The 14,929-nt window shown below is 49.9% G+C and carries 13 protein-coding genes; 7 read left to right on the top strand and 6 right to left on the bottom strand.

Annotated features, from left to right (window positions below; all coding sequences use genetic code 11):
• Positions 1-74: 74 nt before the first annotated feature.
• The 6 genes from purC (at position 75) to MES37_RS02700 (ending at position 6,834) form a co-directional block, all read left to right on the top strand.
• On the top strand, positions 75-788 hold the full coding sequence (gene purC, locus MES37_RS02725; protein WP_064544519.1) for a phosphoribosylaminoimidazolesuccinocarboxamide synthase: 714 nt from the start codon (positions 75-77) through the stop codon (positions 786-788).
• A 132-nt stretch (positions 789-920) separates the two neighbouring features.
• The gene (ypfJ, locus tag MES37_RS02720) at positions 921-1,796 is read left to right on the top strand and encodes a KPN_02809 family neutral zinc metallopeptidase (RefSeq protein ID WP_064544520.1); all 876 of its coding nucleotides are present in this window, start codon (positions 921-923) and stop codon (positions 1,794-1,796) included.
• Between the two features lie 24 nt (positions 1,797-1,820).
• Positions 1,821-3,836, top strand: a complete 2,016-nt coding sequence (locus MES37_RS02715; RefSeq protein WP_232886280.1) for a tRNA(Met) cytidine acetyltransferase TmcA — start codon at positions 1,821-1,823, stop codon at positions 3,834-3,836.
• Positions 3,837-3,910: 74 nt separating this feature from the next.
• Positions 3,911-4,609 (top strand): esterase, encoded by a 699-nt coding sequence (ypfH, locus tag MES37_RS02710; protein ID WP_237930054.1) that lies wholly within the window; start codon positions 3,911-3,913, stop codon positions 4,607-4,609.
• Between the two features lie 180 nt (positions 4,610-4,789).
• Entirely contained in the window at positions 4,790-6,103 is a 1,314-nt protein-coding gene (locus tag MES37_RS02705) for an AAA family ATPase (protein ID WP_237930053.1), read from the top strand.
• Positions 6,100-6,834, top strand: a complete 735-nt coding sequence (locus MES37_RS02700) for a retron system putative HNH endonuclease (RefSeq protein ID WP_237930052.1) — start codon at positions 6,100-6,102, stop codon at positions 6,832-6,834. The genes MES37_RS02705 and MES37_RS02700 overlap by 4 nt, the downstream gene beginning before the upstream one ends.
• Before the next feature lie 30 nt (positions 6,835-6,864).
• Here the strand turns inward: MES37_RS02700 and MES37_RS02695 are convergent, their stop codons facing one another.
• From MES37_RS02695 to MES37_RS02685, 3 genes are read right to left on the bottom strand one after another with little or no spacing between them, the layout of a single operon-like run.
• A complete protein-coding gene (locus MES37_RS02695) occupies positions 6,865-7,056 on the bottom strand; it encodes a YpfN family protein (protein WP_064544527.1) in 192 nt (63 codons plus the stop codon).
• A 30-nt stretch (positions 7,057-7,086) separates the two neighbouring features.
• Positions 7,087-8,214: a succinyl-diaminopimelate desuccinylase gene (gene dapE, locus MES37_RS02690; RefSeq protein WP_064544529.1), complete on the bottom strand. Its 1,128-nt coding sequence runs from the start codon at positions 8,212-8,214 to the stop codon at positions 7,087-7,089.
• Positions 8,215-8,218: 4 nt separating this feature from the next.
• Positions 8,219-8,575, bottom strand: coding sequence for an ArsC family reductase (locus MES37_RS02685; RefSeq protein WP_064544531.1), 357 nt, complete (start codon positions 8,573-8,575; stop codon positions 8,219-8,221).
• Positions 8,576-8,990: 415 nt separating this feature from the next.
• On the opposite strand from MES37_RS02685, the gene ypfM reads away from it, so the two are divergent.
• Positions 8,991-9,050: a protein YpfM gene (gene ypfM / locus MES37_RS02680; protein ID WP_087867655.1), complete on the top strand. Its 60-nt coding sequence runs from the start codon at positions 8,991-8,993 to the stop codon at positions 9,048-9,050.
• Positions 9,051-9,136: 86 nt separating this feature from the next.
• Here ypfM and acrD read toward each other — a convergent pair whose 3' ends face one another.
• The 3 genes from acrD to narQ all read right to left on the bottom strand — a co-directional run bounded on the left by acrD (position 9,137) and on the right by narQ (position 14,796).
• Positions 9,137-12,253: a multidrug efflux RND transporter permease AcrD gene (acrD, locus tag MES37_RS02675; protein WP_064544534.1), complete on the bottom strand. Its 3,117-nt coding sequence runs from the start codon at positions 12,251-12,253 to the stop codon at positions 9,137-9,139.
• A gap of 150 nt (positions 12,254-12,403) precedes the next feature.
• Positions 12,404-13,048, bottom strand: a complete 645-nt coding sequence (narP, locus tag MES37_RS02670) for a nitrate/nitrite response regulator protein NarP (protein ID WP_064544536.1) — start codon at positions 13,046-13,048, stop codon at positions 12,404-12,406.
• Positions 13,049-13,080: 32 nt separating this feature from the next.
• Complete coding sequence (narQ, locus tag MES37_RS02665; protein ID WP_237930051.1) at positions 13,081-14,796, bottom strand: nitrate/nitrite two-component system sensor histidine kinase NarQ; 1,716 nt, start codon at positions 14,794-14,796, stop codon at positions 13,081-13,083.
• Positions 14,797-14,929: the final 133 nt, after the last annotated feature.

Genomic DNA, 14,929 nt, shown 5'->3' with positions numbered 1-14,929 from the left:
TGCCAGGCTACGCAAACGTGTGCGTAGCGATGGATAACGAAATTTTTAGTTAAATCACACCTGGAGTAAGAAAGATGCAAAAGCAAGCTGAGTTGTATCGTGGCAAAGCGAAGACCGTATACAGCACGGAAAACCCGGATCTGTTGGTGCTCGAATTCCGCAATGATACGTCAGCAGGGGACGGTGCCCGCATCGAACAGTTCGACCGTAAGGGCATGGTGAACAACAAGTTTAACCATTTCATTATGGCCAAACTGGAAGAAGCTGGCATTCCTACGCAAATGGAAGCACTGCTCTCCGACAACGAAATACTGGTGAAGAAGCTCGATATGGTGCCGGTTGAGTGCGTTATCCGCAACCGTGCTGCGGGTTCATTGGTTAAACGCCTGGGTATTGAAGAAGGCATTGAACTGAATCCACCCTTGTTTGATTTGTTCCTGAAAAACGATGAGATGCACGACCCGATGGTCAACGAATCTTATTGCGAAACGTTTGGTTGGGTGAACAAAGAGAACCTGGCGCGTATGCGTGAGCTGAGCTACAAAGCTAACGACGTGCTGAGCAAGTTGTTTGATGACGCAGGCCTGATCCTGGTCGATTTCAAGCTGGAGTTTGGTTTATTCAAAGGTGAGGTCGTATTGGGTGATGAGTTTTCCCCGGACGGTAGCCGCCTGTGGGACAAACAAACGCTCGACAAAATGGACAAAGACCGCTTCCGCCAGAGCCTCGGTGGTTTGATTGAAGCTTACGAAGAAGTGGCTCATCGTCTTGGCGTTAAATTAGACTAATTTCCTGCATAATTATTTTTAAAGCCGAATGTGTTTTCACATTCGGCTTTTTCACATCTTGTTTCCTATGGTAATCCTGCTATTAACCACCTACGATCTACTGATTACAAGATGTGAATATTGAGGTCTATTATGCGCTGGCAAGGTCGTCGCGAAAGCGACAATGTAGAAGACAGGAGAGGTCAATCTTCAGGTCCAAACTTTGGCGGTGGAGGTGGCGGGTTCCGTTTACCTGGCGGTAAAGGCGGTATTGTCATTCTCATCGTGGTCGTGGTCGCGAGTTATTACGGCGTTGACCTGACTTCACTGTTGTCTGGCGGACAACCCGTTCAACAGCAATCTACACAGCGTTCAATCAGCCCTAATGATGATGAAGCTGCCAAATTTACCTCGGTGATTCTGGCAACCACGGAAGATACCTGGGGGCAAATTTTCCAGAAGATGGGGCGGACGTATCAGCAACCAAAACTGGTGATGTACCGTGGCGCGACACGTACCGGGTGCGGCACTGGTCAGTCAATCATGGGGCCATTTTACTGCCCGGCAGACAGCACGGTGTATATCGATCTGTCTTTCTACGATGAAATGAAAAACAAACTGGGCGCAGATGGTGATTTCGCTCAGGGCTATGTCATTGCTCATGAAGTGGGGCATCACGTTCAGAAATTGCTCGGCATTGAACCGAAAGTTCGTCAGCTCCAGCAGGGGGCGAGCCAGGCTGAAGGAAATCGTCTGTCGGTAAAAATGGAATTACAGGCAGACTGCTTCGCGGGTGTCTGGGGTAACAGCATGCAGAAACAAGAAGTGCTGGATGCCGGAGATTTACAGGAAGCATTGAATGCCGCAGAAGCCATTGGCGATGACCGCCTGCAACAACAAGGGCAGGGGCGTGTAGTGCCAGATAGCTTCACCCATGGTACTTCCGAGCAGCGTTACACTTGGTTTAAACGCGGTTTCGATAGCGGTGACCCTACCCAGTGCAATACCTTTGGCAACACTGTCAAATAACAAGATGTGACAAGGATTCAAGCTATGGAACAGCTTCGGCAAGCCACCACCCGTATGGTAGATGCGGGTATTCGTCGCATGTTGATACTGGCCGGTGAAAGCACGTGGAGCAGCCAACAAGTCCAGTCTCTCGTCCGGCAACTGCCAGGAGACTGGTTGTGGGTAGGAGCTGCGCCTGAGCTGCCACTTCACTGCGCCACCACCGCGCTGCGCACGTTGCTGGGGCGAGAGTTTCAGCACGCAGTATTTGACGCGCGAAACGGGCTGGATGCCGAAGCGCTCGCAGCCCTGGCCGGTACACTCAAAGCGGGAAGCTGGTTAGTACTGCTTGCGCCCGCGTGGAACAGTTGGCCGCTACGTCCCGATTCCGATTCGACCCGCTGGAGTGAGCAATCTGAAGCCATTCCCACGCCGCACTTTATCTCTCATCTGCAACACTGTATTCAAGCCGACAATGAATGCGTGCTCTGGCAGCAGCATCAGCCGCTAAAACTCTCTGAGTTTCCCCCACGTCCACAGTGGCATATGGCTAATGGTGCGCCTTTCGATGAGCAGGCGGCTATTCTGGATACATTGCTGGATATGCCTGGAGGGGTTGCGGTGGTAACCGCGCCGAGGGGGCGTGGAAAATCCGCTCTTGCGGGTATGTTACTGCGCAGGATTACCGGTACGGGGCTGGTGACAGCGCCCGCCAAAGCGGCAACGGATGTGCTCGCTGAACATGCCGGTGATTGTTTTAATTTTGTGGCACCAGACGCGCTGCTCACCAATAGTGAGGCCTTTAAGGCCGACTGGCTAATCATTGATGAGGCGGCCGCTATTCCGGCTCCTCAATTACGCCAGTTAATCTCCCATTTTCCTCGTGTGTTGCTGACCACCACGGTTCAGGGTTACGAAGGAACCGGAAGAGGCTTTATCCTCAAATTTTGCGCAAGCCTCGACACGTTAACGCGCTATACCCTGTCGACCCCTATTCGCTGGGCTATTAACGACCCGTTGGAAAAATTCATCGATACGGTTTTGCTGTTTGATGAGGTAGATGTCAGCACCGTTGCACAGGGCACGATTTCCCTGCAACTCATTGAACACAATCGTGAAGCACAACCCTCGCTTCAACTACAACTTATGTATCGCTTACTGTCAGGTGCGCACTATCGCACTTCACCACTGGACTGGCGGCGGATGCTGGATGCGCCAGGGCAGCATTTCATTGCCGCCAACTGCGGTGAAGAAACCATAGGTGCCAGCTGGCTGGTGGAAGAGGGCGGGCTGAGTGAGAACCTGAGCCGTGCTGTATGGGCTGGCTTCCGGCGCCCGCGTGGGAATCTGGTTGCACAATCGCTGGCGGCTCACGGCGGTAGCCCATTAGCGGCCACGTTTAAAGGCTTGCGCGTCAGCCGCATTGCGGTGCATCCCTTGCGCCAGCGCCAGCAAATCGGCCAACAAATGATTGCCAGAGTGAAAGCTCACGCGCAGCAGGCCGCAGATTACCTTTCAGTCAGTTTTGGTTTTACCGACGAGCTTTGGCGCTTTTGGGAAAGTTGTGGCTTCGTGCTGGTGCGCGTGGGCAGCCATCGTGAGGCCAGCAGCGGGTGCTATAACGCGATGGCGTTGTTACCGCTTACACCACAAGGGGAAGCACTCACTCACCACGAACAGCACCGATTACAGCGCGATATTGCCTGGTTACAGCCGTGGATTGACCATCCATTACCCGTGATTGGCTGTGAAGAGGCTACGCTAAACAGTGATGACTGGCTGGAGTTGGCAGGTTTTGCGTTTGGGCATCGCCCGCAGGAAGCCTGTCTGGGTTCCCTGAATCGCTTATTACTCACTAGTGATATGCCAATGAATGCATTGCGTGGCCGCATCCAGCAACACCTGAGTGTAGAAATGCTCTGCCAACAATGGCGCATATCCGGGCGCAAAGCGCTGTTGAACGTCATGCGTCAGGAAGTGCAAAAGGCGCTGGAAAAACTCGATGAGCAACAGTGCATTGCGCTGAAAAGCGCGCTTTTGCAATTGCAATTTTTCCACTAAGTCGTTCAGTCAAATGGCATGGTCATCACGATTCGTCGGCGTATAGTCAACTCCAGAAACTTAAGGAGAACACCATGCAACATGACCATTTTGTAGTCCAAAGCCCTGCCACTCCGGCTAAGCAACTGATGTTGTTATTTCATGGTGTTGGCGATAATCCTGTTGCCATGGGTGAAATTGGCGGCTGGTTTGCACCACATTTTCCTGATGCGCTGGTGGTCAGCATTGGCGGCCCGGCACCCAGTGGCCCGTATCAAGGTCGGGAATGGTTTTCCGTTGCGGGAGTGACGGAAGAAAACCGCCAGGCAAGGGTTGATGCCATCATGCCAACGTTTATCGAAGTGGTGCGTGACTGGCTGAGACACAGCGGTGTCGCGGCAAATGCCACTGCGCTGATTGGTTTCTCGCAAGGGGCTATCATGGCGCTTGAAGGCGTGAAAGCCGAGCCGTACCTCGCTTCTCGCGTAGTTGCTTTTAATGGTCGCTATGCAACGCTTCCTGAAAGCGCATCAACCTCAACCACCATTCATTTGATTCATGGTGATATTGACGGGGTGATTGATGTGAAACATGCCTTTGACGCCTCGGAAAAGTTAACGGAACTTGGAGGCGATGTGACGCTGGATGTGATTGACAATTTAGGCCACGCCATTGATGACCGCAGCATTCAGATTGCGCTGGACCATCTGCGTTATACCGTGCCGAAGCATTATTTCGATGAAGCGCTGAGCGGCGGTAAACCGAACGACGACGATATTGTTGAGTTCCTTTGAGTCTGGAGGTTAATACGTCATCTTATTATGCTACGCCAAAAGCGTGGCATTTTATCAGCTGAGTTTATGTAGCTATTTGTTTGTGATAAATTTTTATGATTCGAAGGAATAGCCATTTTACCGTACTTAATACCGGTAAGGTTTGAACTCATTACCAGTGGGTTTCAGGAGCCATGATAGATGAAAATTAAAAAATTGGGCCTCTCAAATTTTCGGCGTTTTAAAGCCCTTGATGTTGAGCTACATGATGAGTTAACCGTAATCGTTGCAAAAAATGGTCGAGGAAAAACCAGCATTCTTGATGCTGGTGCTATTGCTCTTGGGACTTTTGTTAGTGGGTTTGAATTTGGGATCGCAAGAGGTATTGAACAAAGCGATGTCCGCAAACAGTGGATAGACGAATTAAGTCTCCAGGAGACAATTTATCCGGCCAGTATCGCTGCGACCTTCTCTCCCCCATTCCACAATAAAATTAGTATTCTTCGTCAATTAATGGGACCAAAGTCGCGCACTACGGTGAAAGATGCTGCATCTCTGGCAGGGTATGCAAAAGGTCTACAGATTCTCGATGAAATTGCAGTTATGTTCCCCGTAGTTGCTTATTACGGTACGGGTAGACTGTGGAATGTTCATAAAAATATGTCGCGAAAATCAGTGATCGGCGAAAGTCGCAGCATGGGATATGAAGACTGTTTGTCCGCTGGTTCTAGTTATAAACAACTCCAGCAATGGATGGCGAAAGCAACCCAGGCTGTGTTACAGCAAGATCAGAAGCCTGAAAGTTATAAGAATTCTAATTTGCGCGATCAGGTACAAGGCATAGAGCAGGCTGTAAACGATATGCTGGAAAATGAGCAGTGGGACCATTTTCATTACAGTTTGACTCATGAAGAGTTAGTCATGTCTCACTACGAGCATGGCTTGTTACCCGTTAGTTTATTAAGTGACGGTGTGCGGGCAGTGGTTTCGTTGGTAGCCGATCTTGCATGGCGTTGTGTCAAATTGAACCCACACTTTGGGCAAGATGCACCGCGTAAAACCAGCGGGATAGTGTTTATTGACGAAGTTGATATGCATTTACACCCTGCCTGGCAACAAAAAATAATATCTGGTTTACGCACAACATTTCCAAACGTTCAATTTATTGTCACAACCCACAGCCCACAGGTGCTTTCGACCGTGAGTAAAGAAAACATTCGAATTATTGGCGAAAATATTGCAGCCGAATTGGTCGCTGCTGAGCCTCGTGCTGAAAGCTATGGGCGAAGCAATGCAGATGTTTTGCAAGGTGTGATGCATGTCGATCCTATGCCTACAATGCCTGAAACAGAAGAACTCGATCATTATCGCCAGTTAGTAGAACAGGGCGATCTCAATAGTCAGTCCTCAGAAATTGACGAGTTGAAAGATAAACTGAGCAAAACTCTGGGGGCAGACCATCCTGAGTTGGTCCGTATTGCAATGGTTATGCGTCGGAGGAAAGCTCTGGGATGAGACATATCATTAAAGGTCCCGCCGCAAGTTCTTTAGTCAGAAAGCATGAATCCCCACCGCAGACGGAGGAAGAGGCGGCCAGGGCTTGGGGGCATTTTCGGAGTTGGAAAAAGCAAGAGACAAAAAGTCGTTGCCTGGGAGAGCAATATTATCTTTGTGGTTATAGCGAGGTGGATTTATCCGCTGAGGCGTTAGCCCGTGGTCAGGAGATTGGCATGCATTTAGAGCATGTCGAACCTAAAAGTAAAAATCCGCAAAGAACGTTTGATCACACTAACTTGATCGTTTCAGGAATAGATGATTCAAAAAACCGAAAACTGGTTAAAGAAGATGTCTTCGGCGGTCATGCCAAACTGAAGTGGTATGATGACAATCTGTTTATCAGCCCTTTGCAGGTTGATTGTAGCCGCTACTTTCACTATGAATCGACAGGCAAAGTAATACCGAAGATTAATTTATCAGCCCCAGAAAAAGAACAAGCTCAGACGACCATAGATAAATTGAATCTCAATGCGCCTGTTTTGGTCAACTGGAGAAGCGTCTGGCTGAAGGAACTTGAGTTTGAAATGAGTAAATTACTTGACGATTCTGGTGCGTTAAGGCTCTTTGCGCAGACTGAGTTACTTCCCATCAATGGCCGGCTTCGTCCTTTTCATTCGGCACAAAGACAGATGTTCGATGCTTTTGGTGAAGCAGTAATTCAGGAAAGTGGGCAACTATCCTGCTCATAAAACTGTGGCCCTTGAGGGCCACATAATCAACTAAGGTTTTTTCTTCGGGAAGTCGTCTTCGTCATCCCACTTGTCGTTGAAGTCACGATGCGGGGGAAGCTCGGGTTTATTCTCCATATATTTTTTCGGATCGATACGCTTCAGATCCTTAATAACATTCAGGAAAATACCGAGTAGAAATACCAGTACGATAATCCACCAGTAGTGTGATAGCCATTCCATGCCAATACCTCACTTAAGTTGCGCAGTCTGTCAGGCGACAAGCTGCTCCATAATACGTTGATACATACGGGCAAGCAGTTGCAGGTCTGCGGCGTTCACACACTCATTAATTTTATGAATGGTCGCGTTGACTGGCCCAAGCTCCACCACCTGCGCACCCATACGCGCGATAAAGCGTCCATCTGACGTGCCGCCCGTGGTCAACAGTTGCGGTCTAATTTCATTATAGTGCTCAACTGCATTCACTACCGCATCGACCAACTTGCCGCGTGAGGTCAGGAACGGCTGGCCGGAAAGCCACCAGTCGAGGGTATAGCGCAGTTGATATTTATCCAGCAGGGCAATCACGCGCTGTTTGATATCTTCGTCAGTCAGTTCGGTGCTGAAACGGAAGTTGAATTGCACGTACAAATCGCCAGGAATGACATTGTTGCTGCCGGTTCCGGCCTGAACGTTGGCAATCTGCATACTGGTGGCCGGGAAAAACTCGTTTCCTTTGTCCCACTCAATAGTGACTAATTCGTTCAGCATCGGTGCTGCGCGGTGAACTGGGTTATCAGCCAGATGCGGATAAGCAACATGCCCCTGCACACCATGTACGGTGAGATTGCAGGTCAATGAGCCGCGACGACCATTTTTCACCACATCGCCGACCACTTCAGTGCTGGACGGTTCTCCGACCAGGCAATAATCGAGGCGCTCATTACGCGCCATCAAGGTTTCAACCACTTTCACCGTGCCATTTTTGGCGCTGGCTTCTTCATCTGAAGTAATCAGAAACGCGAGGCGGCCTTTGTGGCGCGGGTTCTGTGCAACAAAACGCTCTGCCGCAACCACCATGGCTGCCAGCGAACCTTTCATATCAGCCGCACCACGGCCAAACAGCAGACCATCGCGGATAGTCGGTTCAAACGGCGGGTTAATCCAGCGATCGGCGTCACCTGAAGGTACCACGTCGGTATGGCCAGCAAACGCGAGCGTTTCGCCTTTTCCTCGCCATGCCCAGAAATTTTGTGTATCGCCAAAATCCATGTGCTCGATAGTAAAACCGATAGCACGCAGTCGCTCAATCATCAGCGCCTGGCAGCCAGCGTCGTCTGGGCTCAGGGAAGGACGGCGGATAAGCTGTTGCGTCAGCTCAATAACTGGGCAAGACATAGGACTACACCTCGTTGATAAACTGCTGATAGTTCGATTCATTGAAACCCAGCAGCATAGGCTGACCGGGCGCGTAGAGCAATGGGCGTTTGATGATTGCAGGCATTGAAATCATCAGATCCGCTGCGCTCTGCGCGTCAGTTATGCTCGCCCGATGGGCTTCATCGAGTTTCCGCCATGTTGTTCCTCGGGTATTTAACAGCGCTTCCCAGCCTAACTGCGCGATGAAACTATTCAATAAATCCGCATCCAGCCCGTCGACGCGATAATCATGAAATTGATAATCCACACCTTGAGTCTCCAGCCAGCGGCGTGCTTTCTTGATGGTGTCGCAGTTTTTAATACCGTAGAGAATTATCACGGAGTCAATCCTTATCTTTAGAGGTGATTATTTATGCAGGTAATTAGAATAATTAAAATGATAAAAAAGTCGCAAGGCAAAATATAGCCTAATAGCTAATCTAAAAGTTAGGTAATAGCGTTTCTTTTTACCGGGGTGGTTAATTTATAGCCATTAGATGTTACATAAACTCGGAGCCTTTGAACGCTGCGATAAGTCAGATTTTTCGTGGCCTACAGGGTAAAAATCCGAAAGTTGGTGAATCATTTTGTTTCAAGTTCGTCGTCACATTTTAAATTACCTGCTGAGCTGATAATTAACGCAATACGCAGTCGACTCTCAATATTTGATGATAGCCAGTGAAGCCACTAAGTATCGTCGCTTCACTCCATGGAAGGGATTACGTATAATTAGAGCAGTTATAAGAGAGGCGGTTATGATCGAACACGAACTAGGGAACTGGAAAGATTTCATCGAAGATATGCTTCGTAAATGAAACTAACAGCAAGAGCATGATGCTCTTATTCTCAATACACTTTGAGCCATACAAAAAGCGACCTGTTCAGGTCGCTTTTTTGTGGACTACTTTTCAGCATGCTCTTTAAGCGGGAAGCGCCGCCGCACCAGCACAAAGAACAGGGGAACGAAGAATATCGCCAGTATCGTGGCAGAAATCATCCCGCCCATCACGCCTGTCCCCACCGCATGCTGGCTACCGGAGCCTGCGCCACTGCTGGTGGCCATCGGCAACACGCCAAAGATAAATGCCAGAGAAGTCATTAATATTGGGCGTAAACGTTGGCGGCAGGCATACAGCGTAGCCGACAGCAAATCCTGACCCTTCTGATTCATTTCATTGGCAAATTCGACGATTAATATGGCGTTCTTCGCTGATAGCCCAATGACTGTCAGCAGGCCGACCTGGAAGTAGACGTCATTTTCCAGCCCACGCATCCAGGTGGCAAGTAACGCACCGATTACCCCTAATGGCACAACCAGCATCACCGAGAACGGCACAGACCAGCTTTCATAAAGTGCAGCCAGACACAGGAAAACCACTAACAGGGAAATGGCGTATAACGCTGGCGCTTGCGCACCGGAGAGGCGTTCCTGATAGGACATCGCTGTCCACTCAAGACCCAACCCGCCAGGTAACTGGTGCACCAGGTTTTCCATAATATCCATTGCTGTACCGGTGCTGACGCCTGGTGCTGCTTCGCCGACAATTTCTAATGCTGAATAGCCGTTGTAGCGCTCAAGACGTGGCGAACCGGTTTCCCAATGTGAACTGGCAAACGCCGAGAAAGGCACCATTCCGCCGTCTTTGTTGCGCACATACCACTGGTTAATGTCTTCCGGCAGCATGCGGTATTTCGCTTCCGCCTGCACATACACCTTCTTCACGCGACCCCTGTCCATAAAGTCATTCACATAACTCGAACCCCATGCTGTTTGCAGGGTGTCGTTGATATCGTCGATGGAGACACCCAATGCCTGAGCTTTGCGCTGGTCAATATCGACTTGCAACTGTGGGCTGTCATCAAGGCCATTGTGGCGCACTCGAGTGAGGCGATCGTCTTTCCCCGCCAGGTCCAAAAGCTGATCCCTGGCGGCCATTAGCACGTCGTGACCGACACCACCGTGATCTTGCAATTCCATATCAAAACCTGCCGAACTACCTAAACCGTTGATAGCAGGCGGGCTGCTGGCGAAGACTCGTGCTTCTTTAATGCGGTTAAATGCTTTGGTGGCTCGCTCGATAATGGCAAATGAAGTGCCGGTTTTAGCATCGCGATCGTCCCAGTTTTTCAGACGAATAAACATACGTGCGACGTTCTGACCATTCCCCCCTGGACCGGAGCCTACGGTGGCGAAGATGGAGAGAATATTTTCCTGCTCATGGCTGAAAAAGTAATCTTCCACTTGCTCTACAACCTGTAGCGTTTGTTGCTGGGTCGCACCGCTTGGAAGCTGAACCGAGGTGGTAAACATTCCGCGGTCTTCCTGCGGTAAAAATGAAGTGGGCAGATGTAAAAACAGCACTACCATGCCCCCCAGCAGCAGAACATAAACCAGGATCCAGCGCAGACTGCGGTGCAAAATCCGGCCAACGGCATTTTCGTATCTCAAGGCATTGCGGTTAAACATACGGTTAAACCAGCCGAAAAAGCCCTTTTGTCCGTGCTGTTCACCTTTGTGCAGCGGTTTTAATAATGTTGCACACAGCGCTGGGGTGAGGATCAGCGCCACCAGCACTGACAGCACCATGGAGGCAACAATCGTGATGGAAAACTGGCGGTAAATAGCTCCGGTAGTGCCACCGAAAAAGGCCATGGGCACAAATACGGCTGAAAGCACCATCGCGATGCCTACCAGTGCGCCCTGAATCTGGCCCATTGATTTTCGGGTCGCTTCTTTGGGCGATAACCCTTCCTCGGTCATGATGCGCTCGACGTTTTCCACCACCACGATAGCGTCATCCACCAGCAAACCTATCGCCAGCACCATAGCAAACATGGTCAACGTATTAATGCTGTAGCCAAAGGCATAGAGAATCGCGAACGTTCCCATCAGGACCACAGGAACGGCAATCGTGGGAATGAGTGTTGCGCGGAAGTTTTGTAAAAACAAATACATGACAAGGAAAACCAACGCGATGGCTTCCAGCAATGTTTTGACTACATCGGTAATGGAGGCCTTAACAAAAGAGGTGGTTTCATTGGCAATTTTATATTCCAGCCCGTGGGGGAAATAGGGGGCCAGTTCGTCGAGGCGAGAGAGAACTCTTTCCGCCGTCGCCATTTCATTCGCGCCGGAAGCCAGCTTGATGCCAAGGCCGGATGCCGGGTCGCGATTGTAGCGGTTGATGTAGTTGTAGTTCTCTCCCCCCAATTCCACCGTGGCCACCTGACCGAGGGTGACAACGGAGCCGTCCTGGTTCACCCGTAGCGTAATATCGCGAAACTGCTCTGGAGTTTGTAACAGGGATTGCGAATTAATGGTGGCGTTTAATGCCTGTTTATCGACCGATGGCGTGCCGCCCAATTGCCCAACGGCGATCTGCGCATTTTGGGAGGAAATGGCGTCCGTCACGTCTTTGGCGGTCATTTGGTAACTAGTGAGTTTGTTCGGATCGAGCCAGATGCGCATTGAGAACTGCGAACCAAAGGCGTCGATATCGCCGACACCGTTCACACGGCTCAGCGGTTCCTGAATATTACTGGCGACGTAATCGGCAATGTCCTGCTTATCCATACTGTGGTCAGTAGAAACGAAAGCGAGCGTCAAAATATTGGTATCGCCGGTTTTCCTGACGGTTACGCCCTGGGTTTGCACCGCTTGCGGAAGCTTACGCAAGGCGGATTGCAGCTGGTTTTGCACCTGTTGCACGGCTTCGTCAGGATCGGTTCCTGCAATAAATGTCAGTGTCACACTAGCCTGGCCGGTGGCGCTGCTTTGTGACGACATATACATCAGGTTATCCAGCCCGGTCATATTCTGCTCAATCACCTGCGTAACCGTGTTTTCCAGCGTTTGTGCCGATGCACCTGGATAGTTTGCGGTGATACGCACGTTTGGCGGTGCGAGGTCTGGATACTGTTCGACAGGAAGAGAGAAAATCGCGAGCAAACCAGTGAGGCACAAAATAATGGCTAATACCCACGCAAAAATGGGGCGATTGATAAAGAAATTCGCCATTCAGTCAGGACCTCGTTAGTACTTCAGATTGTGATTATGAGTCTCAGTCGTCACTGTAGCCTTTACCGCAGGTCCAAACGTGGAGAAATTGAGGAGATATTGTAAAAAATCTTCGCGCTCTGTAGTGGAATCGGTTTGCTGTTGGCGATGTTAAAAGCCACGACGTTCAAGATATAAGACGGTTGCTGCGACTCGGGAACGAACCTGAAGTTTACGCAGCAAATTGCGAATATGCACTTTCACGGTTTCTTCAGAAATATGCAGGCCTGAAGCAATTTGTTTATTTGATAACCCTCTGGCGACTTCTTGTAACACGTCTAATTCACGTTCGGTCAACACGGCAAACGGATCTTCACTGTATTTTTCGAAACTGCGGGTACGTAAATATTCCGCGACTTGTTTGCTATAGGCTTCGCCCTCAGTGGCTCCACGACGAATATCTTCGAGCAGCACGTCGGGATCGCTATCTTTCAGCAAATATCCATCGGCACCGGCATCAATCAGCGTGAAAATATCGCTACGTGAATCAGATACCGTCAGCACCACGATACGCCCACTGACACCATCACGACGCATCGCATTGAGCGTGTCCAACCCACTCAAACCTTTCATATTGAGGTCGAGCAAAATCAGATCGGGAGCCAGGCGATTCGCCAGACTAATAGCCTCAGCACCGCTGCTGGCTTCACCCACCACGCGAAAGCTGTCATCCATTTCCAGCAACTGGCGGATGCCACGACGCATTAACGGATGATCATCAACGATCAACACCTGACAGACAGTTTTCTCACTCATCATATACCCCAATATGTTTCACATTTTTATCATTATAAATTTCTGGATGTTTCGTGCGTCGCTTGTTCTGCCGGTGGCGATCTAAAACTCAACGCAATCAAAGTCCCACCCTGAGGAGGGCGGGAAATAGCCAGCTCACCACCTAAACGGGTGGCACGTTCCTGCATGATGTTAAGTCCGTAATGTCCCTCGGGTTCGGTCAGGCTGGCAATCCCAGTACCGTCATCGAGTATATTCACAGTATGAATTCCTGAGCGTGAAGTGCTACAGCTTACGGATATTTTAGTGGCATGCGCATGTTTAATCGCATTTAACACAGCTTCGCGAATAATTTGCAGTAAATGCACCTGCTGCGAGGCATCTAACGCTTGAGTCGGAATATTACAATCCAGAGTGAGAGTTGCGTCGGTCTGCTTGCGCAGCGGAGCGATCATTTCCTGCAATGCTGAAGGTAAGTCTGCTTGCTGGAGCGTCAGGCGGAAGGTGGCTAACAACTCGCGTAACTGGCGATAGGCATCATTCAATGCCTGGGAAAAATCATTAATAATGTGCTGTGCAGGCTGGTTCTGGGCCGGAACTGCACGTTTTAGCAAGGTGAGTTGAATGCGTAAATAGGAGAGCACTTGCGCCAGCGAATCATGCAGTTCGCGGGCAATGGTCGCGCGCTCTTCCATCAACAATAGCTGCTGATAGTGCTTTTGCGCCTGATTGAAATAGAGCCCGCGCCCCAGCATATTGGCCAGGCTTTGCATCAGCGGCAGCGGTGGAACACCTTGTGGGGCTTGCCAACGGAGCAGACCCAGTTCTTTATCCTCAAGCACAATCGGCAAGGTTTGCCATGCCTGATCATTATGTTGAACGCCGTTTTGTATCTTCCAGTTTTCACCGGTTTTCATCTCAAGATAATTGACCTGCGTTTTCTGTCTTACTTGCTGCAACACGCGCTCGAAACAGTGTTGATCGATGGTACTGACCGTCAGTGCTTGCGAGCAGGCGTACAAGACTTCCAGTGTGCGGTTGGCCTCTTGTAAATCCAGCGTTTTTTCCTGCACGCTCTCTTCAAGTGAGCGATAAAGTTTCTTCAACTCACCGGACATGCGAGTGAAGGTCTGTGACAGCAAACCCAGTTCGTTCGGCAACTGCATACTCAATAGCGGGTAATCGAATTCACCGCGCTCTATAGCGCGGCTGGCTTCCATCAGTTTATTGAGTGGAGCCACCACCTGCTGGCGGAAGCGGCGTAACGTGAAAAACACCAGCGTGAAAATGGCAATAAAACCCACCACCGAGGCGATAACAACCTGCATCATTTTGCGTTCAGCATAATGCTGAAGCGCCAGCACAAAGAGATCGATTTGCTCGACGTAGCCTGCGATGTTTGCCCGATACCATTGCAAATCGCCCTGGCGGATGTGTTGTTCCATCTCCGCCCAGGCGTAATTAATTGTGGCAAAGCGAGTTCGGACTTCCGCTGGCACCCAGAATTTCTCGATTTTAAGCAGGGCAGGTGAGAGTAATGATTGGCTGTATTGCTCAAGGTGCTTATCGATATGGGCACGGTCGCCCTGCAAATCATAACCCAGGCGATAGCTTTGCATACGCAATGACCCTGCGACATTCACCGCTTCGGCATCACGTAAACTGCTCGCAAGGGTAAGCATCGCAATGCCTGTAGAAAGCAGCGATAGCAAAATAATATAAAAAAAGGCGCGGGCCAGGCTCGTGGAAACCGAGCGTTTTACTATCACTAAATATTTACCCGTCGAAATAATAGAGAGCGAAACGTACCAGAAACTGGCTTCGTCACAAATCCTGGTTGTTTATATTTCGGCATATCTTCCAAAATAGGGCTTAGGAATTAACTCTGTGACATCACAAGCA

The sequence above is a fragment of the Buttiauxella sp. S19-1 genome (assembly GCF_022134725.1).
In the GTDB taxonomy this organism is placed as follows: domain Bacteria; phylum Pseudomonadota; class Gammaproteobacteria; order Enterobacterales; family Enterobacteriaceae; genus Buttiauxella; species Buttiauxella ferragutiae.
The sequence above is the reverse complement of the archived record's forward strand: the minus strand, read 5'-3'. Positions and strand labels throughout refer to the sequence as shown.

Bases quoted from the DNA above. Each gene is read 5' to 3' on its own strand.
- purC (WP_064544519.1), top strand. From the start codon at position 75: ATGCAAAAGCAAGCTGAGTTGTATCGTGGCAAAGCGAAGACCGTATAC.
- ypfJ (WP_064544520.1), top strand. From the start codon at position 921: ATGCGCTGGCAAGGTCGTCGCGAAAGCGACAATGTAGAAGACAGGAGA.
- MES37_RS02715 (WP_232886280.1), top strand. From the start codon at position 1,821: ATGGAACAGCTTCGGCAAGCCACCACCCGTATGGTAGATGCGGGTATT.
- ypfH (WP_237930054.1), top strand. From the start codon at position 3,911: ATGCAACATGACCATTTTGTAGTCCAAAGCCCTGCCACTCCGGCTAAG.
- MES37_RS02705 (WP_237930053.1), top strand. From the start codon at position 4,790: ATGAAAATTAAAAAATTGGGCCTCTCAAATTTTCGGCGTTTTAAAGCC.
- MES37_RS02700 (WP_237930052.1), top strand. From the start codon at position 6,100: ATGAGACATATCATTAAAGGTCCCGCCGCAAGTTCTTTAGTCAGAAAG.
- MES37_RS02695 (WP_064544527.1), bottom strand. From the start codon at position 7,056: ATGGAATGGCTATCACACTACTGGTGGATTATCGTACTGGTATTTCTA.
- dapE (WP_064544529.1), bottom strand. From the start codon at position 8,214: ATGTCTTGCCCAGTTATTGAGCTGACGCAACAGCTTATCCGCCGTCCT.
- acrD (WP_064544534.1), bottom strand. From the start codon at position 12,253: ATGGCGAATTTCTTTATCAATCGCCCCATTTTTGCGTGGGTATTAGCC.
- narP (WP_064544536.1), bottom strand. From the start codon at position 13,048: ATGAGTGAGAAAACTGTCTGTCAGGTGTTGATCGTTGATGATCATCCG.